Here is a 20155-nt window from a genome sequence, read left to right as displayed (position 1 = left end):
ATGGCAACTCGCGTCACAGAAAAGCTCCCCGTATTCTTAGCGCCACGCTTATTGTGAGGACGCTATGACCCGCTTTCTAATCTGTAGTTTTGCCCTTGTTTTACTCTACCCAGCCGGCATCGACATGTATCTGGTCGGTTTACCCCGTATTGCCGCCGATCTGAACGCCAGCGAGGCGCAGCTGCACATCGCGTTTTCGGTATACCTGGCCGGGATGGCTACCGCAATGCTGTTTGCGGGTAAAGTTGCAGACCAGTCAGGGCGCAAACCGGTGGCGATAGCGGGCGCGGTGATATTCATCATCGCCTCCATGCTTTGCTCACGAGCAACGGACGGGTCGCTGTTCCTGACCGGGCGCTTTATTCAGGGCATCGGGGCGGGGTGCTGTTATGTGGTGGCGTTTGCGATTTTGCGCGACACGCTTGACGATCGCCGCCGGGCAAAGGTGTTATCGCTATTAAACGGAATTACCTGCATTGTGCCGGTATTAGCGCCAGTGTTAGGGCATTTGATTATGCTTAAATTCCCGTGGCAAAGTCTGTTTTACACGATGATAGCGATGGGTATCGCGGTATGCCTGCTCTCGGTGTTTATCCTGAAAGAAACGCGCCCGGCAACATGCTCATCGACCTCGCGCCCTCAGCAAAATGCAGAGTCGCTGCTCAACCGCTTTTTCCTCAGCCGTCTGGCGATCACCACGTTGAGCGTGTCGGTGATCCTCACATTTGTAAACACCTCGCCGGTGTTGCTCATGGAAATGATGGGCTTTGATCGCGGTGAATACGCCACCACAATGGCGCTGACGGCAGGCATCAGCATGGCGGTGTCGTTCTCAACGCCCTTTGCGCTGAGCGTATTTAAACCGCGCACGCTGATGCTCACGTCGCAAGGGCTGTTTCTGGCTGCGGGCATCGTACTCAGCCTCTCATCCTCTCACGCCGTCACGCTCTTTGGCCTGACGCTCATCTGCGCGGGTTTTTCAGTTGGCTTTGGCGTGGCGATGAGCCAGGCATTAGGCCCATTCTCACTGCGTGCTGGCGTCGCAAGCTCTGTACTCGGCATTGCACAGGTCTGCGGGTCATCGCTGTGGATATGGCTGGCAGCAGTCATTGGCTTTAACGCCCTGAATATGCTGATCGGGATTCTGATTGGCTGTAGCATGGTCTGTATCCTGTTACTGATGACCATACAGCCCGCAGCGCACTATGAAAAAATCCATCACCAGTCTCGATCTTAATCTGTTGTTATGTTTGCAGCTTCTGATGCAGGAGCGCAGCGTCACCAAAGCGGCGAAGCGGATGAACGTCACGCCCTCGGCGGTGAGTAAATCTTTGTCAAAGCTGCGAACATGGTTTGATGACCCGCTGTTTGTGAACACGCCGCTGGGGCTGACGCCGACGCCGCTGATGGTCAATATGGAGCAAAGCCTGGCGGACTGGATGCAGATGAGCAATCAGCTGCTTGATAAACCGCATCACGAATCGCCACGCGGCCTGAAATTTGAACTGGCGGCAGAGTCGCCGCTGGTAATGATCATGTTCAATTCTCTGTCGCAGCAGATTTATCAGCGCTATCCGCAGGCCACAATCAAGGTGCGTAACTGGGATTACGACTCGCTGGATGCCATCACACGCGGCGAGGTGGATCTCGGCTTTACCGGAAGGGAGAGCCATCCCCGTTCGCGGGAGCTTCTCAGCCTGCTGCCGCTGTCTATCGATTTTGAAGTCCTGTTCAGCGACCTCCCCTGGGTCTGGCTGCGGGAAGATCACCCGGCGCTACAAGAAGAGTGGAATCTGGAAACATTTTTACGCTATCCGCATATCAGCATTTGCTGGGAGCAAAGCGACACCTGGGCGCTGGATGATGTATTGCAGGAGATGGGCCGCAAACGCAACATCGCCTTAAGTTTACCGGGGTTTGAACAATCGCTGTTTATGGCCGCCCAGCCGAACCACTCGCTGCTGGCGACCGCGCCTCTCTACTGCCAGCGTTATAACCAGCTCCACCAGCTACCGTTGGTCGCGCGTCCTCTCCCTTTTGACGCCGCCCAGCGAGAAAAGCTGATGGTGCCTTTTACCCTCCTTTGGCATAAACGTAACAGCCATAACCCTAAAATTATCTGGTTAAAAGAGACCATTAAAACGCTCTATAGCCACCTCTCCTGACGGTAAATTAACCACGACCGCATCAGAAATGTAAAAGTCGCGTAAGCGCCGCTGTTTTTGTCGAACTTTTGACCAGTAAAACCTGTCCATAATCTACGTAAATGTTACTCTCGTAATAATCACGGACCATTAATCACGGAGCGAAAAATGGCGACACATTTTGCCAGAGGGATTCTTACGGAGGGACACCTGATTTCAGTCCGTCTGCCTTCTCCATGCCACATCGAAGCCAGAAACCTTCCCGCTCACCGCCGGACACGTTTTTTGGCTTCACGCGGCTTACTCGCTGAACTGATGTTTATGCTCTACGGAACCAGCGAGCTGCCGGAAATTGCTATTCAGGCCAAAGGGAAGCCTGTCTTTCGCGATAAAAATCTGCCCGCGTTCTCCATCTCATATGCCGGGAATATGGTAGGCGTGGTGCTGACAACGGAGGGGGAATGCGGCCTGGATATGGAATTACAGCGAGCCATACGAGGATTCCATAGCCCACTTTCAGCCGAGAGCCCGGCGTTCTCCAGCAACGAAAATCTGTGGATCAACAATCAGAGCGATCCCAACGAAGCGCGCGCGCAACTGATCACCTTACGCCAGAGCGTGCTAAAGCTAACCGGTGACGTACTGAATGACGATCCGCGTGAACTCCAACTCCTTCCCGGCGCAGGCCGCCTGAAATGCGCCCACGTTACGCAGGTGGAGGCAATATGCGACGCGGAAGATATTCTGGTCTGGTCGGTGGCGGTTACGCCAGCCATTGAAAAACTGAATGTTTGGGAGTTTGATAGTAAGCAAGGATGGAAAAGCCTGGCCGATATCCAGACCCGGGCGAATGAACCCACTGGTCGCCTGATGCGATTCGCTCAATTATCCACAGCAAAGTCATCTTATACACTTAGCTGATTCGGCCCTGTCCCGGCCGCCATGATGAAAAGGAGTAATCATGTCCGAAACGTTGAATGTTGTTACGTTACTGGGGAGCCTGCGCAAAGGTTCATTTAACGGTATGGTCGCCCGCACGCTGCCGAAAATTGCCCCGGCAGGCATGGAGGTCAGCGCATTACCTTCGATTGGCGATATTCCGCTGTATGACGCTGATGTGCAGCAGGAAGAGGGGTTCCCGGCGAGCGTTGAAGCGCTGGCGGAGCAAATCCGTAAAGCGGACGGCGTCGTCATCGTCACACCGGAATACAACTACTCGGTGCCTGGCGGACTGAAAAACGCGATCGACTGGCTGTCCCGCCTGCCAGAACAGCCGTTAGCCGGGAAACCGGTGCTGATCCAGACCAGCTCAATGGGGGCAATCGGCGGCGCTCGCTGTCAGTATCATCTGCGCCAGATTCTGGTATTCCTTGATGCGATGGTAATGAACAAACCGGAGTTTATGGGCGGCGTGATTCAGAACAAAGTTGACCCGCAAACCGGGGAAGTGGTTGATCAAAGCACGATTGATCATCTTACCGGCCAGCTAACCGCGTTTGGCGATTACATTCAGCGCGTTAAAGCGTGATAACAGCGCGCGCGTAGAGCCGCAGGCCGGATAAGGCGTTTGGCCGCCATCCGGCTATCAAATTTGCCTGATGGCGCTACGCTTATCAGGCCAGGACACCTCGCGCAGCGCCGTATCAGCGGCAATTAGTGCGCGTCGATAAACACAATCTTCAGCACAAACAACAACGCCACAACCACCACGCAAGGGCTCAGCTCACGCAGACGTCCGGTGCCGATTTTCATCACACAGTAAGAGATAAAGCCCAGCGCGATACCTTCGGTAATCGAGAAGCTGAACGGCATCATCACGGCAGTAATAAACGCCGGAACAGACTCGGTAAGGTCCTGCCATTTCACGCGCGCCAGACTGGAAGTCATCAGTACGCCAACATAGATCAGCGCCCCGGCAGCGGCATAACCCGGCACCATTCCCGCCAGCGGCGACAGGAAGATAACCAGCAGGAACAGCAAACCGACAACAACGGCGGTCAGGCCCGTGCGCCCGCCGACGGATACGCCGGATGAGGACTCGATATAGGCAGTAACCGACGAGGTTCCAATAAACGCCCCGGTCACAGAAGAGACGCTATCGACAAACAGCGCCTGCTTCATCCGCGGGAATTTACCTTTCTCATCAGCCAGACCGGCTTTGTCGGTAACGCCAATCAGCGTACCGGAGGAGTCGAACAGGTTCACCAGCATGAAGGAGAAAATCACGCCAGCCAGACCAATGTTAAACGAGCCCGCCAGATCCACATGCCCGATCACAGAGCTAACGCTTGGCGGCGCAGAGACAATGCCGTTGTAATGCACATCACCCATCATCCAGCCGAGCAGCGTCGTTACAATAATAGAGACCAGCACGGCGGCATGAATGTTACGTGATGCCAGAATAGCGATGATGAAGAAGCCCAGCACGCCGAGCAGTACGCTGTGAGAGGTCAGATTACCGATGCTCACCAGGGTTTCCGGGTTCGCGACGATAACGCCTGCGTTTTTCAGCCCCATCATGCCGATAAACAGGCCGATACCGCTGGTGATGCCCACGCGCAGACTGACCGGAATGTTAGCAATCATCCAGTAACGCACGCGGAAGATAGTCAGCAGCAGCAGGCCGATCGCTCCCCAGAAGATTGCGCCCATACCAACCTGCCAGGACAGCCCCATCGCGCCAACGACCACGAAGGCGAAAAACGCGTTCAGACCCATAGCCGGCGCCAGCGCGACCGGTAAATTAGCAAACAGCCCCATCAGAATGCTGCCGAACGCCGCGATAAGACAGGTAGTAACGAAGACGGCGCTGGTGTCCATGCCAGCAACGCCAAGAATCTGCGGGTTAACAAAAACGATATAAACCATCGTCAGGAAGGTGGTAAAACCGGCGATCACTTCGGTTCGTGCCGTCGTGCCATGTTCGCGCAGTTTAAACACGCGTTCCAGCATACCCTGACCAGAAGCCTGGGTGGTGTGTTGTTGACTCATTATCTATTTCCGAACAAGGAGGGAAAATTCGTCGCTATCCTATACCAAAATGCGACAATAAGGGCAGTTGTGAGACACTTTTTTCATTGAATTTGCTTATACGGCAACGATTGCGTCGCACAATAAGGCATTACGAAAACGTTAAACTAGCGAGAAAAGAAAGCATGTCCCAGATTCAAGCGGTATTTTTCGACTGCGACGGTACGCTGGTCGACAGTGAAGTCATTTGCTCCCGCGCGTATGTCGCGATGTTCCAGGAATTCGGCATCACGCTCGATCTCGAAGAGGTGTTCAAACGCTTTAAAGGCGTAAAACTCTACGAAATCATCGATATCATTAACGAGGAGCAGGGTGTGTCGTTAGCAAAAGCGGATTTAGAACCCGTTTACCGCGCCGAGGTCGCACGCCTGTTCGACTCAGAACTGGAGGTGATCGCAGGGGCAAATGCGCTGCTGGACAGCATGACGGTGCCGATGTGCGTTGTCTCTAACGGCCCGGTCAGCAAAATGCAGCATTCACTGGGCAAGCTGGGCATGTTGCATCATTTTCCAGAAAAATTGTTCAGCGGCTATGACATTCAACGCTGGAAGCCCGATCCGGCTCTGATGTTCCACGCGGCGAAAGCCATGAACGTTAACGTGGAGAATTGCATTCTGGTGGATGATTCCAGTGCCGGCGCCCGGTCGGGAATCGATGCGGGAATGGAGGTGTTCTACTTCTGCGCCGATCCGCACAACAAACCGATCGATCATCCGAAAGTGACGACGTTTACCGATCTGGCGCAGTTGCCGGAATTGTGGAAGGCGCGGGGTTGGAATATCGTCGATTAAACCGTAGGCCTGATAAGCAAAGCGCCATCAGGCGAATGGCGCAGAATGCCGGATGCGGCGTAACGCCTTATCCGGCCTACAATAGCGACGCCGGGGGATCCCGGCGAACGCAACAAGCCGCTTATTCCTTCGGATCTTTGCCTGCCAGCAGTTTATCCAGCTCGTCACCGCCGACGTGGCGGAAATCCTGTCCCTTCACGAAGTAGAAGATGTACTCGCAGATATTCTGGCAACGGTCGCCGATGCGCTCAATGGAGCGTGCGCAGAACAGCGCGGTCAGCACGCTTGGAATGGTGCGCGAATCTTCCATCATGTAGGTCATCAGCTGACGCACGATACCTTCGTATTCCTGGTCAACTTTCTTGTCTTCACGGTAGATACGCACCGCTTCGTCAATATCCATTCGCGCGAACGCGTCCAGCACGTCATGCAGCATCTGTACGGTGTGACGCCCCAGCGACTCCAGGCTCACCAGCAGCGGCTGGTGCTGGTGGGAGAATTTCTCCAGCGCGGTACGACAAATTTTGTCCGCCACGTCGCCAATGCGCTCCAGTTCAGCGATGGTTTTGATGATCGCCATCACCAGGCGCAGGTCGCTCGCTGTCGGCTGGCGTTTGGCAATGATGCGCACGCACGCTTCATCGATCGCCACTTCCATCATGTTGACGTGCTTATCGCCGTCAATAACGCGTTTCGCCAGTTCGCTATCCTGATTATGCATCGCGGTGATCGCATCAGAAAGCTGTTGCTCCACCATGCCGCCCATGGTCATCACCTGGGTGCGGATGCTTTCCAGTTCTGCGTTGAACTGGCCGGAAATGTGTTTGTTAAGGTTTAGGTTGTCCATGGTTAGCTCCAAATCAACCGTAGCGGCCAGTAATATAATCTTCGGTTTGCTTTTTAGCGGGCTTAGTGAACAGATCGTCCGTGTTGCTGAACTCAATCAACTCGCCCAGATACATAAACGCCGTGTGGTCGGAACAACGCGCAGCCTGCTGCATGTTGTGCGTCACGATCACCACGGTGTAGTCCTGCTTCAGCTCAGTGATCAGCTCTTCAATACGCCCGGTGGAAATCGGGTCCAGCGCTGAACACGGCTCATCCAACAGCAGAACTTCCGGGCGAATGGCGATACCACGCGCAATGCACAGACGCTGCTGCTGACCACCCGAGAGAGAGTACCCGCTCTGGTGCAATTTATCTTTGGTTTCGTTCCATAATGCGGCTTTGGTCAACGCCCACTGAACGCGTTCGTCCATATCGGCGCGAGACAGTTTCTCAAACAGGCGCACGCCAAAAGCGATGTTGTCATAGATAGACATCGGGAACGGCGTCGGCTTCTGGAACACCATCCCCACTTTGGCACGCAGCAGAGCGATATCCTGGGTATTGGTAAGGATATTATCGCCATCCAACAGGATCTCGCCTTCCGCGCGCTGCTCTGGATACAACGAATACATTTTGTTAAAGGTACGCAGCAGTGTGGATTTACCACAGCCAGACGGCCCAATAAACGCCGTGACCTGGTTCTTCGCGATATCCAGGTTGATATCCTTCAGGGCATGGAATTTGCCGTAGTAGAAGTTCAAATCACGAACCTGAATCTTACCCGGAGCAGTATCAACCATACTCATTTCAATCTCTTCCTCATTCGGCGTCGCCGTTGGCCGCGCCGTAAAAAATTAACCGCTGTTCACATCTGTAGGCCAGATAAGGCGTTTACGCCGCCATCCGGCACCTGAAATTAACCGTGTTTACTCTTCGCAAAAATGATGCGCGCCAGAATATTCAGCAACAATACGCACAGGGTAATGATCAACACCCCAGCCCAGGCCAGTTGCTGCCACTCCGCGAACGGACTCATCGCAAATTTAAAGATAGTGACCGGCAGGTTAGCGATAGGCTGCATCATGTCGGTGCTCCAGAACTGGTTGGAAAGCGCAGTAAAGAGCAGCGGCGCGGTTTCACCCGCAATACGGGCAACCGCCAGCAGTACGCCGGTGATGATCCCAGAAATAGAGGCTTTCAGGGTAATCGCCGAGATCATTTTCCATTTCGGCGTCCCCAGCGCATAAGCCGCTTCACGCAGGCTATCCGGCACCAGTTTCAGCATGTTCTCTGTGGTACGAATGACGATAGGCACCTGTAGCAGCGCTAGCGCAATCACGCCCGCCCAACCGGAGAAGTGCTCCATTTGCGCCACCACGATGGTGTAAACAAACAGACCGACCACGATAGACGGCGCGGAAAGCAGGATGTCGTTAATGAAACGTATCACTTCCGCAAGCCAGGATTTACGACCATATTCCGCCAGGTAGATCCCCGCCATGATGCCAAGCGGCGTACCAAATACCGTCGCCCACAAAATTAACAGTCCGCTCCCCGCCAGGGCGTTCGCCAGACCACCGCCAGCGGTATTCGGCGGCGGCGTCATTTCGGTAAACAGCGCCAGCGACATGCCGTCGAAACCACGCGTAATGGTGGACATCAGGATCCAGATGAGCCAGAACAGCCCAAACGCCATCGTCGCCATTGAGAGCGTCAATGCGATGCGGTTTCTCGTGCGGCGCTTAGCCTGCATTTTACGGCGGGATTCCGCCAGTTCTGCGGTCGTTTGCATTTCAAGCGTAGCCATTAGCGTGCCCCCTCATTCTTCGCCAGACGCATAATCATCAGCTTAGAAATCGCCAGCACAATGAAGGTAATCACAAACAGAATCAGACCCAGTTCCATCAACGCGGCAACGTGCAGACCAGACTCCGCTTCGGCAAATTCGTTCGCCAGCGCAGAGGTAATACTGTTGCCCGGCATGTACAGCGAAACGCTGTCGAGCTGGTAGGTGTTACCGATGATAAAGGTCACCGCCATGGTTTCTCCCAGCGCACGACCCAGTCCCAGCATAACGCCGCCAATCACCCCATTTTTGGTGAACGGAAGGACGATACGCCAGATAACCTCCCAGGTGGTGCAACCGATGCCGTAGGCCGACTCTTTCATCATCACCGGGGTTTGTTCGAAGACATCGCGCATAACTGCCGCGATGTAAGGAATGATCATAATGGCGAGAATGACGCCCGCCGCCAGAATACCGATACCAAATGCCGGGCCGGAGAACAGTGCGCCAACAAACGGAATGTTGGAAAGAATATTCCCGACTGGTTCCTGGAACCAGGTGGCAAACAGCGGCGCGAAGATAAACAGGCCCCACATGCCGTAGACGATGCTGGGGATAGCCGCCAGCAGTTCGATGGCGATGCCCAGCGGGCGACGCAGCCAGCCCGGCGCCAGTTCCGTCAGAAACAGGGCAATACCGAAGCTCACCGGAACGGCGATCAGCAGAGCGATAAACGAGGTAACCAGCGTGCCATAAATGGGAACCAGCGCGCCGTAGATATCGTTTGGCGCGTCCCACTCTTTAGTCCACAGGAACGAGAAGCCAAACTTCTCAATGCTTGGCCAGGAGGAGATAATCAGCGAGACAATAATGCCACCCAACATCAATAGCACAATCAGCGCAGCCAGTTTTACCAGCGCGCTGAATATCATGTCACCCTTTTTACCCGGCGGGTTAAAAGCAGGCTTGGTTGCAGCCATAAATTACTCTTTCCATTAAACGCGTTTACGAAGTTGCCCATGCCGGATGGCGCTACGCTTATCCGGCCTACAAATCGGGCCTACAGTCGGAACTGTAGGGCGGATAAGCGTAGCGCCATCCGCCAGTTCGTTAAAGATATTCTATTAGTACAGCGCTTTACCGCTGCTGTCCTTCACATTGGTCTTCCATGCTGCACGAACCTGCTCAACAACGCTGTCCGGCAGGCTGGCGTAATCCAGGTCATTCGCCTGTTTGCCGCCATTTTTGTATGCCCAGTCGAAGAACTTCAGCACTTCGGCGCCCTGCTCAGGTTTCTTCTGCTCTTTGTGGACCAGGATGAAGGTGGTGGAAGTGATTGGCCACGCATCGTCACCTTGCTGGTTCGTCAGATCCTGAGCGAAAGAGGTGCTCCAGTCAGCGCCTTTCGCGGCGTTAGCAAAGCTCTCTTCGGTCGGGCTTACTGGTTTACCATCCGCTGAAATCAGTTTGGTGTAAGCCAGGTTGTTCTGCTTCGCATAAGCGTATTCAACATAGCCGATAGAGCCCGGCAGACGCTGTACGAATGCGGCGATACCGTCGTTACCTTTACCGCCCAGACCGGTCGGCCAGTTAACGGTAGAGCCAGCGCCGACTTTAGATTTCCACTCTTCGTTCACTTTCGCCAGGTAGCTGGTGAAAACGAAAGAAGTGCCGGAACCATCTGCACGACGCACAACGGCGATGTTCTGAGAAGGCAGTTTCAGACCCGGATTCAGTTTGGTGATGGCTTCATCATCCCACTTCTTAATTTTACCCAGGTAGATGTCACCCAGGGTTTTCCCATCCAGCACCAGTTCGCCAGACTTCAGACCCGGGATATTCACCGCCAGCACTACGCCGCCAATGACGGTCGGGAACTGGAACAGACCTTCCTGCTCCAGTTTTTCATCAGACAACGGAGCGTCGGATGCACCGAAATCAACGGTGTTAGCCGTAATTTGTTTTACACCACCGGAGGAGCCGATACCCTGGTAGTTTACTTTGCTACCGGTCTCTTTCTGATAGGTATCAGCCCATTTGGCATACACCGGCGCAGGGAAAGTTGCACCTGCACCTGTCAGGCTCGCTGCTGCGAAAGCAGAGAACGCGCTCATGGATAAAGTCGCGGCGACAACAGTTGCGACAGTGGTACGCATGACTTTCATAATGTCTCCTGCAAGATTTTCGTAAATCATTGTTAAGTGGCTACGATGAGCAAAATAGGACAAACAGGTGACAGTTAAATGTACGAAATATGACAGTTTTATGACAACGAAAACTGATGAAATAAATCACAGAAAAAACATTTTATAAACAATCAGTTAATTCACTTCATGACAATGTGATTTCATGAAAATTTTCTTTTTATGACACTGAAAACAGTAGCTGAAGATGACGGTTTGTCACATTAAAACGACGGGAGAATTGATTAAAAACAGAACAGCGCAGAAAAAAATGCCCCGCTTTCGCAGGGCATCGTCACGATTACTCAACGGTAACTGATTTCGCCAGGTTACGCGGCTGGTCCACATCGGTGCCTTTGATCAGCGCAACGTGATACGCCAGCAGTTGCAGCGGAACGGTGTAGAAGATCGGTGCAATCACCTCTTCCACATGCGGCATCTCAATGATGTGCATGTTGTCGCTGCTGACAAAACCGGCATCCTGGTCGGCGAAGACGTACAACTGGCCGCCACGGGCGCGGACTTCTTCGATGTTGGATTTCAGTTTTTCCAGCAATTCGTTGTTCGGCGCCACCACGATAACCGGCATATCTGCGTCGATCAGCGCCAGCGGGCCGTGTTTCAGCTCACCTGCCGCATACGCTTCTGCGTGAATATAAGAGATCTCTTTCAGCTTCAGCGCGCCTTCCAGCGCGATCGGATACTGATCGCCACGGCCCAGGAACAGGGCATGGTGTTTGTCAGAGAAATCTTCCGCCAGCGCTTCGATACGCTTGTCCTGAGACAGCATCTGTTCGATACGGCTCGGCAGCGCCTGCAAACCGTGAACAATATCGTGCTCGATAGACGCATCCAGACCTTTCAGACGCGCCAGCTTCGCCACCAGCATCAGCAGAACGGTCAGCTGAGTGGTAAACGCTTTGGTGGAGGCCACGCCGATTTCCGTCCCGGCGTTGGTCATCATCGCCAGATCGGATTCACGCACCAGGGAAGAACCCGGAACGTTACAGATGGCGAGAGAACCCAGATAGCCCAGCTCTTTCGACAAGCGCAGACCGGCAAGGGTATCCGCCGTTTCGCCAGACTGAGACAGGGTGATCATCAGGCTGTTACGACGCACGGCGGATTTGCGATAGCGGAATTCAGAGGCGATTTCGACGTCGCACGGAATACCGGCCAGCGATTCAAACCAGTAGCGAGAGACCATACCGGAGTTATACGACGTGCCGCAGGCGATAATCTGAATATGTTCAACCTGAGACAGCAATTCGTTCGCTTTTGGCCCCAGCTCGCTTAAATCCACTTCACCGTGGCTGATACGCCCGGTCAGCGTATTTTTAATCGCATTCGGCTGTTCGTAGATCTCTTTCTGCATGTAGTGGCGGTAAATACCTTTATCGCCAGCGTCATATTGCAGACTGGATTCGATATCCTGACGTTTCACTTCCGCGCCGGATTTATCGAAAATGGAGACCGAACGACGGGTCACTTCCGCAATATCGCCTTCTTCCAGGAAGATGAAGCGACGGGTTACCGGCAGCAGCGCCAACTGGTCGGAAGCGATAAAGTTTTCGCCCATACCCAGACCGATAACCAGCGGGCTGCCAGAGCGCGCCGCCAGCAGCGTATCCGGGTGACGGGTATCCATGATTACCGTGCCGTACGCGCCGCGCAGTTGCGGAATCGCACGCATAACCGCTTCACGCAGCGTCCCGCCCTGTTCCAGCTCCCAGTGCACTAAGTGAGCAATCACTTCGGTGTCGGTCTCAGAAACGAAGGTATAACCACGCGCTTTCAGTTCTTCACGCAGTGGTTCATGGTTTTCGATGATGCCGTTATGCACCACCACAATGTGGTCAGAAACATGCGGATGCGCGTTTGCTTCCGAAGGTTCGCCGTGGGTCGCCCAGCGGGTGTGAGCAATACCGGTGCCGCCAGACAGAGGATGGTCTTCTGCTGCCTGGGCCAGCATCTGTACTTTACCAAGGCGACGCAGACGGGTCATGTGACCTTCCGCATCAACCACGGCCAGACCGGCAGAGTCATAACCACGGTATTCCAGACGACGTAAACCTTCGAGAAGGATTTCAGCTACATCACGTTGCGCGATAGCGCCAACAATTCCACACATAGTATTTAATTCCGATTTTGGCATTAAGCCTGTCGTTGCCGCTGACCTGTTAATACCCGTATTCCGGGCGCCCCGAGCCTTGTAGAGAGTGGGGTTATTTTTATAGGTACTGCTTTTGGGCGAGCGATATATCTTTATCGCCTCATCCCTCATCTGCCGGATGGCGCTTACGCTTATCCGGCCTACAGAACGTCATCGAACGTAGGTCGGATAAGGCAAAGCCGCCATCCGGCAAAAAGACTTACTTCTTCTTCACCGGACGCTGCCAGCCCTGCTTATGCACCTGCGGCACGCGGCTTAATACCAGTTCGTTATCCGCGACATTGCGGGTAACGGTTGTGCCGGCAGCGATGGTCGCACCTTTACCCACGGTAACTGGCGCCACCAGCTGAGTATCAGAACCGACAAACACATCATCGCCAATAATCGTTTTGAATTTATTTGCGCCATCGTAGTTGCAGGTAATGGTGCCCGCGCCAATATTCACGTTGTCGCCAATTTCCGCATCACCCAGATAGCTCAGGTGGCCCGCTTTCGAACCTTTCCCCAGACGCGCTTTTTTCATTTCAACGAAGTTGCCGACATGAGCGCCTTCCCGCAGTTCCGCGCCAGGGCGCAGACGGGCAAACGGACCAATAGTACAGGCCGCTTCCAGGTGCGCATCTTCCACCACGCTGTACGGGCTGATGTCACAGTCATCGCCAATTACGCTGTTTTTAATAACGCAACCCGCGCCAATCTTCACGCGGTGACCCAGCGTGACGTTGCCTTCGATGATAACGTTAGTATCAATTTCAACATCGCGCCCGTGGGTCAGAGCGCCGCGCAGGTCAAAACGCGCGGGATCGCGCAGCATCACACCGGCCAGCAGCAGCTTTTCGGCCTGTTCGGACTGATAAACGCGTTCCAGACGAGAGAGTTGCAAACGGTTGTTTACGCCTTCCACTTCGCTTAAACGATCCGGGTGTACAGCAGCGATTTCGCGGCCTTCCTGATACGCCAGCGCAATGATGTCGGTAATGTAATATTCACCCTGAGCATTATTGTTGGTCAGTTTCGCCAGCCAGCGCTTCATGTCCGCACCATTAGCGATCAGGATACCGGTATTGATTTCCTGGATCTGACGCTGTTCGTCGGTGGCATCTTTATGCTCAACGATGCCGGTCACTTTACCGTTCTCACGCGTAATACGACCGTAACCGCTCGGATCGTCCAGCTTCACGGTTAACAAACCAATGCCGCCCTGCGGTTTGGCGTCACGCAGACGCTGTAAGGTTTCCACAGAGATCAGCGGCACATCGCCATAGAGCATTAAAATGTCTTCGTCATCGCTAAAGAACGGCGCCGCCTGCTGCATCGCATGACCCGTCCCCAGCTGCTCTGCCTGCAAAACCCAGTTCAGGTTGTCATTTTTAAGGGTGTTTTTAAGCAGATCGCCGCCGTGGCCATAGACCAGATGCACCTGAGATGCGCCTAATTCATTAGCGGCATCAATGACATGCTGAACCATCGCTTTTCCCGCAAGGGTATGCAGCACTTTAGGAAGATCGGAATACATACGCGTGCCTTTGCCTGCGGCAAGGATCACTACGCTCATAGCACTATTCAACATACGCGTCCTGACTGTAATTTGAGAACGAATTTATACCGTTTCACATTGAAAATACTACATTTTTTTCATCGTGAAATGGGCAGAAGAGAAAACGCTCAATGCGGGGTTTTCACCGCTTGTTAATGGGATATTTTCGTTCATCGCCCTGCCTTTTGTCTTCAGAAAAGTCAGACTTACCTTTCATTAAAGGCTTAGGTTAATGTTTTTGCTATTTTTTTGACCCATGAATAAAGATGAAAGAGCACGGAATAACATTCAGGCAAAAAAAAACCAGCCTGATTTCAGACTGGTTTTTATGCTTTCAAGCCGGTGTTACATCGCTTTTTTGGTCAACTCGATAACGCGCAGTTTGGCGATCGCTTTGGCCAGTTCCGCAGATGCCTGAGCGTAATCCACGTCACCATGAGAGCTCTTAATGCGCTCTTCAGCCTTACGTTTCGCTTCCAGAGCTCGCGCTTCGTCGAGATCCTGGCCGCGAATCGCGGTATCAGCCAGTACGGTCACGCTGCCAGGCTGCACTTCAAGAATGCCGCCAGACAGGTAGATAAACTCTTCATGACCGAACTGTTTAACGATGCGGATCATACCAGGCTTAATGGCGGTGAGCAGCGGCGCGTGGCCCGGGTAAATACCCAGTTCACCTTCACTACCCGTTACCTGGATTTTTTCGACCAGACCAGAGAACATTTGTTGCTCTGCGCTGACGACGTCCAGGTGGTAAGTCATTGCCATATCACCCTCCGATTAAGGCGTTAAAGTTTTTTGGCTTTTTCCACGGCTTCGTCGATGGAACCGACCATGTAGAACGCCTGCTCCGGCAGGTGATCGTATTCGCCTTCCATGATGCCTTTAAAGCCACGGATGGTGTCTTTCAGGGAGACGTATTTACCCGGAGAACCGGTAAATACTTCTGCCACGAAGAACGGCTGGGACAGGAAGCGCTGGATCTTACGTGCGCGAGCTACCACCAGTTTGTCTTCTTCAGACAGTTCATCCATACCCAGGATGGCGATGATGTCTTTCAGTTCCTGGTAACGTTGCAGGATAGACTGTACGCCACGCGCGGTGTCGTAGTGCTCCTGACCAACAACCAGCGGGTCCAGCTGACGGCTGGTGGAATCCAGCGGGTCAACGGCCGGGTAGATACCCAGAGACGCGATCTGACGGCTCAGTACCACGGTTGCGTCAAGGTGCGCAAAGGTGGTGGCTGGAGATGGGTCAGTCAAGTCATCCGCAGGTACATATACCGCCTGTACGGAGGTGATAGAACCGGTTTTGGTGGAGGTGATACGTTCCTGCAAAACACCCATCTCTTCCGCCAGGGTCGGCTGGTAACCTACCGCTGAAGGCATACGACCCAGCAGTGCGGATACTTCCGTACCGGCCAGGGTGTAACGGTAGATGTTGTCGACGAACAGCAGAACGTCACGACCTTCGTCACGGAATTTCTCCGCCATGGTCAGGCCGGTCAGCGCAACGCGCAGACGGTTTCCCGGCGGCTCGTTCATCTGGCCGTAAACCAGGGATACTTTGTCGATAACGTTGGAGTCGGTCATTTCGTGGTAGAAGTCGTTACCCTCACGAGTACGTTCACCTACGCCCGCAAACACGGAGTAACCGGAGTGTTCGATCGCGATGTTACGGATCAGCTCCATCATGTTTACGGTTTTACCTACACCCGCACCACCGAACAGACCCACTTTACCGCCCTTCGCGAACGGACACATCAGGTCGATAACTTTGATACCGGTTTCCAGCAGTTCCTGAGAGTTTGACAACTCTTCGTAGGACGGTGCCGCACGGTGGATAGCCCAACGCTCTTCTTCACCGATCTCGCCTTTCATGTCTACTGGTTCGCCCAGTACGTTCATGATACGACCCAGCGTTGCTTTACCTACCGGGACTTCGATCGGGTGCTCAAGGTCTTTCACATCCAGACCACGACGCAGGCCGTCGGAAGAACCCATGGCGATGGTACGTACGATACCGCCACCGAGCTGCTGCTGAACTTCCAGCACCAGATGTTCATTACCATTCTGCACCTCAAGGGCGTCGTACACGCGCGGTACGGCATCCTGAGGGAACTCGACGTCAACTACGGCGCCGATTACCTGGACAATTTTTCCAGTAGCCATCTTGAATCCTCTACGAATTAACCTGGTTATACCGCGGATGCACCACCGACGATTTCGGTGAGTTCCTGAGTAATGCTGGCCTGACGAGCTTTGTTGTATACCAACTGCAACTCTTTAATCAGGCTACCGCCATTGTCGGTCGCGGCTTTCATCGCCACCATACGTGCGGCCTGCTCGCTGGCCAGGTTTTCTACCACGCCCTGATAAACCTGAGATTCCACATAGCGACGCAGGAGGGTATCCAGCAGCGCTTTCGGATCGGGTTCGTACAGGTAATCCCAGGTTTTACGTTTCAGTTCATCATCCTCTGAAGCCGGTAACGGCAGCAGCTGAGTGATAGTCGGAACCTGAGACATGGTGTTAATAAATTTGTTGCTGACAATGTAAAGCTTGTCCAGACGGCCTTCATCATAGGCCTGCAACATCACTTTTACCGGGCCGATCAGTTCGGACAGGGATGGGTTATCCCCCATACCCGTCACCTGGGCGACAACATTGCCACCTACGGAACTAAAGAAAGACACGCCTTTAGAGCCGATCATTGCGAGGTCGCACTGAACGCCTTTATCGGACCATGCTTTCATATCCGCCAGCAGTTTCTTGAACAGGTTAATGTTCAAGCCACCGCACAGACCACGGTCGGTCGACACCACCAGGTAGCCCACGCGCTTAACGTCGCGTTCTTCCAGATAGGGGTGCTTATATTCCAGATTACCGTTCGCAAGGTGACCAATCACTTTGCGCATGGTATCTGCATAAGGACGGCTGGCCGCCATGCGATCCTGCGATTTACGCATTTTGGAAGCGGCGACCATCTCCATCGCTTTAGTGATCTTTTGCGTGTTCTGGACGCTTGCGATCTTACTACGTATCTCTTTTGCGCCGGCCATGAGCTTCTCCTCAATGCCTTGCGGCCTGCCTTAAGGCAGGCCACCAGACGTTACCAGGACTGGGTTGCTTTGAAGGAATCGAGGATGCCTTTCAGCTTGCCTTCGATTTCGTCGTTATAGCCACCGGACTGGTTGATCTCTTGCATCAACGGAGCGTGATCACGGTCGACGTAAGCCAGCAGAGCGGCTTCGAAGCTACCGATTTTCGCCAGTTCTACATCCGCCAGATAACCACGTTCTGCCGCGAACAGAACCAGAGACTGCTGCGCAACGGACATCGGCGCATACTGTTTCTGTTTCAGCAGTTCAGTCACTTTCTGACCGTGGTCAAGCTGTTTACGGGTTGCATCGTCAAGGTCAGATGCAAACTGGGAGAACGCCGCCAGTTCACGATACTGCGCCAGCGCGGTACGGATACCACCGGACAGTTTCTTCATGATCTTGGTCTGCGCCGCACCACCAACACGGGATACGGAGATACCCGGGTTAACCGCAGGACGAATACCAGAGTTAAACAGGTTGGTTTCCAGGAAGATCTGACCATCGGTAATAGAAATTACGTTGGTCGGAACGAACGCAGAAACGTCACCCGCCTGGGTTTCGATAATCGGCAGCGCAGTCAGAGAACCGGTTTTCCCTTTCACTTCACCTTTCGTGAAGGCTTCAACGTATTCAACGTTAACACGCGCAGCACGCTCCAGCAGACGAGAATGGAGGTAGAATACGTCGCCCGGGAATGCTTCACGTCCTGGCGGACGACGGAGCAGCAGGGAGATCTGACGATAAGCAACAGCCTGTTTGGACAGGTCATCGTAGATGATCAGCGCATCTTCGCCGCGGTCGCGGAAGTATTCGCCCATTGCGCAACCGGCATACGGCGCCAGGTATTGCAGTGCGGCAGATTCAGATGCGGTGGCAACCACAACGATGGTATTTTGCAGCGCGCCGTGTTCTTCCAGCTTACGAACCACGTTAGAGATGGTGGACGCTTTCTGGCCGATAGCCACGTAGACGCACTTGATGCCGGAATCACGCTGGTTGATGATGGCGTCGATTGCCAGAGCGGTTTTACCGGTCTGACGGTCACCGATGATCAATTCACGCTGACCACGACCGATTGGGATCATGGAGTCAACGGCTTTATAACCCGTCTGAACTGGCTGATCAACGGACTGACGTTCGATTACGCCCGGCGCGATAGCTTCAACAGCAGAGAAGCCGTCGTGCTCAACCGGACCTTTACCGTCGATTGGCGCGCCCAGGGTGTTAACCACACGGCCCAGCAGGCCACGGCCAACCGGAACTTCCAGGATACGGCCAGTACATTTAACCTTCATGCCTTCGGCAAGGTCAGCGTACGGACCCATCACAACCGCACCTACAGAGTCGCGCTCCAGGTTCAGTGCGATAGCGTAACGGTTACCCGGCAGGGAGATCATTTCACCCTGCATACAATCGGCCAGGCCGTGAATGCGGATAACACCGTCACTTACAGAAACAATAGTACCTTCGTTGTGAGCTTCACTCACAACATTGAACTGAGCAATGCGCTGCTTGATCAGTTCGCTGATTTCGGTGGAATTCAGTTGCATGCTCCAGTCCCCTTAAGACTGCAAGACGTCTGCAAGGCGTTCAAGACGGCCGCGTACGCTGCCATCAATGACCATATCACCCGCTCGGATGATAACGCCTGCCATTACAGACTTATCGATTTTGCAATTCAGCTTAACTTTGCGTGACAGACGTTTTTCCATCGCAGCGCTAATTTTCGCAAGCTGTTCTTCACTCAATGCGGTGGCGGAAGTTACCTCAACTTCAGAGGTGGACTCACTCGCGGCGCGCAGGTGAATAAACTGCTCCAGAACATCCGGGAGCGCGTTCAGACGATTATTTTCAGCCATCACCCGAATCAGGTTCTGACCGTTTTCGTCCAGCTGCTCACCGCAGACTGCGATAAACGACTCAGCGAGCGTTTCCGGCGCCAGCGCGCCAGAGAGAAGCTCTGCCATTTGTTCGTTCTTGGTTACCTCGGCGGCAAACGCCAGCATGTCCTGCCAGCGCTCTACACTTTGGTGTTCGACGGCAAAGTCAAAAGCTGCTTTGGCGTAGGGGCGAGCTACCGTAACAAATTCAGACATCAGCCCCTCCCTCCTTACAGTTCAGCGACAAGTTTGTCCACGATGTCGCTGTTAGCAGCTTCATCCACGGAACGTTCGATGATCTTCTCGGCGCCAGCAACAGCCAGGATAGCAACTTGCTTACGCAGCTCTTCACGGGCACGTTTACGCTCGGCGTCAATTTCCGCCTGCGCCTGGGCCACGATTTTAGTACGTTCCTGCTCTGCTTCAGTTTTGGCTTCATCCAGGATCTGAGCGCGACGTTTGTTCGCCTGCTCAATGATTACCTGAGCTTCCGCCTTCGCTTTTTTCAGCTGGTCGGTCGCGCTGGCCTTTGCAAGGTCAAGGTCCTTATGTGCTCGTTCTGCGGAAGCAAGACCGTCAGCAATTTCTTTTTGACGTTTTTCGATGGCAGCCATTAACGGCGGCCATACGTACTTCATGCAGAACAGAACGAACAGGACAAACGCGATGGCCTGGCCGAGGATTGTTGCGTTAAGATTCACAG

Annotated in this window: 19 protein-coding genes; 5 read left to right on the top strand and 14 right to left on the bottom strand. The window is 53.7% G+C overall.

The window, feature by feature from the left end:
- Positions 1-64: 64 nt before the first annotated feature.
- The 4 genes from OGX84_RS05915 to OGX84_RS05900 all read left to right on the top strand — a co-directional run bounded on the left by OGX84_RS05915 (position 65) and on the right by OGX84_RS05900 (position 3672).
- Positions 65-1237 (top strand): MFS transporter, encoded by a 1173-nt coding sequence (locus OGX84_RS05915; RefSeq protein WP_012000813.1) that lies wholly within the window; start codon positions 65-67, stop codon positions 1235-1237.
- On the top strand, positions 1206-2165 hold the full coding sequence (yidZ, locus tag OGX84_RS05910; RefSeq protein ID WP_012000814.1) for an HTH-type transcriptional regulator YidZ: 960 nt from the start codon (positions 1206-1208) through the stop codon (positions 2163-2165). The genes OGX84_RS05915 and yidZ overlap by 32 nt, the downstream gene beginning before the upstream one ends.
- 147 nt (positions 2166-2312) lie before the next feature.
- The gene (locus OGX84_RS05905; protein WP_049008775.1) at positions 2313-3065 is read left to right on the top strand and encodes a 4'-phosphopantetheinyl transferase family protein; all 753 of its coding nucleotides are present in this window, start codon (positions 2313-2315) and stop codon (positions 3063-3065) included.
- 40 nt (positions 3066-3105) lie between these two features.
- Positions 3106-3672: an NADPH-dependent FMN reductase gene (locus OGX84_RS05900; protein ID WP_012000816.1), complete on the top strand. Its 567-nt coding sequence runs from the start codon at positions 3106-3108 to the stop codon at positions 3670-3672.
- Positions 3673-3797: 125 nt separating this feature from the next.
- Here OGX84_RS05900 and adeP read toward each other — a convergent pair whose 3' ends face one another.
- The gene (gene adeP, locus OGX84_RS05895) at positions 3798-5135 is read right to left on the bottom strand and encodes an adenine permease AdeP (RefSeq protein ID WP_112001375.1); all 1338 of its coding nucleotides are present in this window, start codon (positions 5133-5135) and stop codon (positions 3798-3800) included.
- A 164-nt stretch (positions 5136-5299) separates the two neighbouring features.
- Between adeP and yieH the strand changes: the two genes are divergently transcribed.
- On the top strand, positions 5300-5965 hold the full coding sequence (gene yieH, locus OGX84_RS05890; protein ID WP_049008777.1) for a 6-phosphogluconate phosphatase: 666 nt from the start codon (positions 5300-5302) through the stop codon (positions 5963-5965).
- A 121-nt stretch (positions 5966-6086) separates the two neighbouring features.
- Here yieH and phoU read toward each other — a convergent pair whose 3' ends face one another.
- The 13 genes from phoU to atpF all read right to left on the bottom strand — a co-directional run bounded on the left by phoU (position 6087) and on the right by atpF (position 20153).
- On the bottom strand, positions 6087-6812 hold the full coding sequence (phoU, locus tag OGX84_RS05885) for a phosphate signaling complex protein PhoU (RefSeq protein WP_012000820.1): 726 nt from the start codon (positions 6810-6812) through the stop codon (positions 6087-6089).
- A 13-nt stretch (positions 6813-6825) separates the two neighbouring features.
- Positions 6826-7599: a phosphate ABC transporter ATP-binding protein PstB gene (pstB, locus tag OGX84_RS05880; RefSeq protein ID WP_012000821.1), complete on the bottom strand. Its 774-nt coding sequence runs from the start codon at positions 7597-7599 to the stop codon at positions 6826-6828.
- A gap of 110 nt (positions 7600-7709) precedes the next feature.
- The gene (gene pstA / locus OGX84_RS05875; protein WP_012000822.1) at positions 7710-8600 is read right to left on the bottom strand and encodes a phosphate ABC transporter permease PstA; all 891 of its coding nucleotides are present in this window, start codon (positions 8598-8600) and stop codon (positions 7710-7712) included.
- Entirely contained in the window at positions 8600-9559 is a 960-nt protein-coding gene (gene pstC, locus OGX84_RS05870) for a phosphate ABC transporter permease PstC (protein WP_012000823.1), read from the bottom strand. The genes pstA and pstC overlap by 1 nt, the downstream gene beginning before the upstream one ends.
- A gap of 144 nt (positions 9560-9703) precedes the next feature.
- Entirely contained in the window at positions 9704-10744 is a 1041-nt protein-coding gene (gene pstS / locus OGX84_RS05865; protein WP_024130085.1) for a phosphate ABC transporter substrate-binding protein PstS, read from the bottom strand.
- A 319-nt stretch (positions 10745-11063) separates the two neighbouring features.
- Positions 11064-12893, bottom strand: coding sequence for a glutamine--fructose-6-phosphate transaminase (isomerizing) (glmS, locus tag OGX84_RS05860; RefSeq protein WP_012000825.1), 1830 nt, complete (start codon positions 12891-12893; stop codon positions 11064-11066).
- Positions 12894-13134: 241 nt separating this feature from the next.
- On the bottom strand, positions 13135-14505 hold the full coding sequence (gene glmU, locus OGX84_RS05855) for a bifunctional UDP-N-acetylglucosamine diphosphorylase/glucosamine-1-phosphate N-acetyltransferase GlmU (RefSeq protein ID WP_058668322.1): 1371 nt from the start codon (positions 14503-14505) through the stop codon (positions 13135-13137).
- Between the two features lie 312 nt (positions 14506-14817).
- A complete protein-coding gene (locus OGX84_RS05850) occupies positions 14818-15237 on the bottom strand; it encodes a F0F1 ATP synthase subunit epsilon (protein ID WP_012000828.1) in 420 nt (139 codons plus the stop codon).
- A gap of 20 nt (positions 15238-15257) precedes the next feature.
- Positions 15258-16640 carry a F0F1 ATP synthase subunit beta gene (gene atpD / locus OGX84_RS05845; protein ID WP_012000829.1) on the bottom strand — a complete coding sequence of 461 codons (1383 nt, stop codon included), beginning with the start codon at positions 16638-16640 and terminating at the stop codon, positions 15258-15260.
- Positions 16641-16666: 26 nt separating this feature from the next.
- Positions 16667-17530, bottom strand: a complete 864-nt coding sequence (gene atpG / locus OGX84_RS05840) for a F0F1 ATP synthase subunit gamma (RefSeq protein WP_047460091.1) — start codon at positions 17528-17530, stop codon at positions 16667-16669.
- A 50-nt stretch (positions 17531-17580) separates the two neighbouring features.
- Positions 17581-19122 (bottom strand): F0F1 ATP synthase subunit alpha, encoded by a 1542-nt coding sequence (gene atpA, locus OGX84_RS05835; protein WP_012000831.1) that lies wholly within the window; start codon positions 19120-19122, stop codon positions 17581-17583.
- 12 nt (positions 19123-19134) lie between these two features.
- Entirely contained in the window at positions 19135-19668 is a 534-nt protein-coding gene (gene atpH, locus OGX84_RS05830) for a F0F1 ATP synthase subunit delta (protein WP_012000833.1), read from the bottom strand.
- 14 nt (positions 19669-19682) lie between these two features.
- Entirely contained in the window at positions 19683-20153 is a 471-nt protein-coding gene (gene atpF / locus OGX84_RS05825; RefSeq protein WP_003827022.1) for a F0F1 ATP synthase subunit B, read from the bottom strand.
- Positions 20154-20155 lie beyond the last annotated feature (2 nt).

This window comes from Citrobacter sp. CK202 (genome assembly GCF_030333225.1).
GTDB lineage: Bacteria > Pseudomonadota > Gammaproteobacteria > Enterobacterales > Enterobacteriaceae > Citrobacter_B > Citrobacter_B koseri.
The sequence above is the reverse complement of the archived record's forward strand: the minus strand, read 5'-3'. Positions and strand labels throughout refer to the sequence as shown.

Bases quoted from the DNA above. Each gene is read 5' to 3' on its own strand.
- adeP (WP_112001375.1), bottom strand. From the start codon at position 5,135: ATGAGTCAACAACACACCACCCAGGCTTCTGGTCAGGGTATGCTGGAA.
- pstB (WP_012000821.1), bottom strand. From the start codon at position 7,599: ATGAGTATGGTTGATACTGCTCCGGGTAAGATTCAGGTTCGTGATTTG.
- OGX84_RS05900 (WP_012000816.1), top strand. From the start codon at position 3,106: ATGTCCGAAACGTTGAATGTTGTTACGTTACTGGGGAGCCTGCGCAAA.
- yieH (WP_049008777.1), top strand. From the start codon at position 5,300: ATGTCCCAGATTCAAGCGGTATTTTTCGACTGCGACGGTACGCTGGTC.
- OGX84_RS05905 (WP_049008775.1), top strand. From the start codon at position 2,313: ATGGCGACACATTTTGCCAGAGGGATTCTTACGGAGGGACACCTGATT.
- pstA (WP_012000822.1), bottom strand. From the start codon at position 8,600: ATGGCTACGCTTGAAATGCAAACGACCGCAGAACTGGCGGAATCCCGC.
- pstC (WP_012000823.1), bottom strand. From the start codon at position 9,559: ATGGCTGCAACCAAGCCTGCTTTTAACCCGCCGGGTAAAAAGGGTGAC.
- atpA (WP_012000831.1), bottom strand. From the start codon at position 19,122: ATGCAACTGAATTCCACCGAAATCAGCGAACTGATCAAGCAGCGCATT.
- glmU (WP_058668322.1), bottom strand. From the start codon at position 14,505: ATGTTGAATAGTGCTATGAGCGTAGTGATCCTTGCCGCAGGCAAAGGC.
- pstS (WP_024130085.1), bottom strand. From the start codon at position 10,744: ATGAAAGTCATGCGTACCACTGTCGCAACTGTTGTCGCCGCGACTTTA.
- phoU (WP_012000820.1), bottom strand. From the start codon at position 6,812: ATGGACAACCTAAACCTTAACAAACACATTTCCGGCCAGTTCAACGCA.
- OGX84_RS05850 (WP_012000828.1), bottom strand. From the start codon at position 15,237: ATGGCAATGACTTACCACCTGGACGTCGTCAGCGCAGAGCAACAAATG.
- atpH (WP_012000833.1), bottom strand. From the start codon at position 19,668: ATGTCTGAATTTGTTACGGTAGCTCGCCCCTACGCCAAAGCAGCTTTT.
- OGX84_RS05915 (WP_012000813.1), top strand. From the start codon at position 65: ATGACCCGCTTTCTAATCTGTAGTTTTGCCCTTGTTTTACTCTACCCA.
- glmS (WP_012000825.1), bottom strand. From the start codon at position 12,893: ATGTGTGGAATTGTTGGCGCTATCGCGCAACGTGATGTAGCTGAAATC.
- atpG (WP_047460091.1), bottom strand. From the start codon at position 17,530: ATGGCCGGCGCAAAAGAGATACGTAGTAAGATCGCAAGCGTCCAGAAC.
- yidZ (WP_012000814.1), top strand. From the start codon at position 1,206: ATGAAAAAATCCATCACCAGTCTCGATCTTAATCTGTTGTTATGTTTG.
- atpD (WP_012000829.1), bottom strand. From the start codon at position 16,640: ATGGCTACTGGAAAAATTGTCCAGGTAATCGGCGCCGTAGTTGACGTC.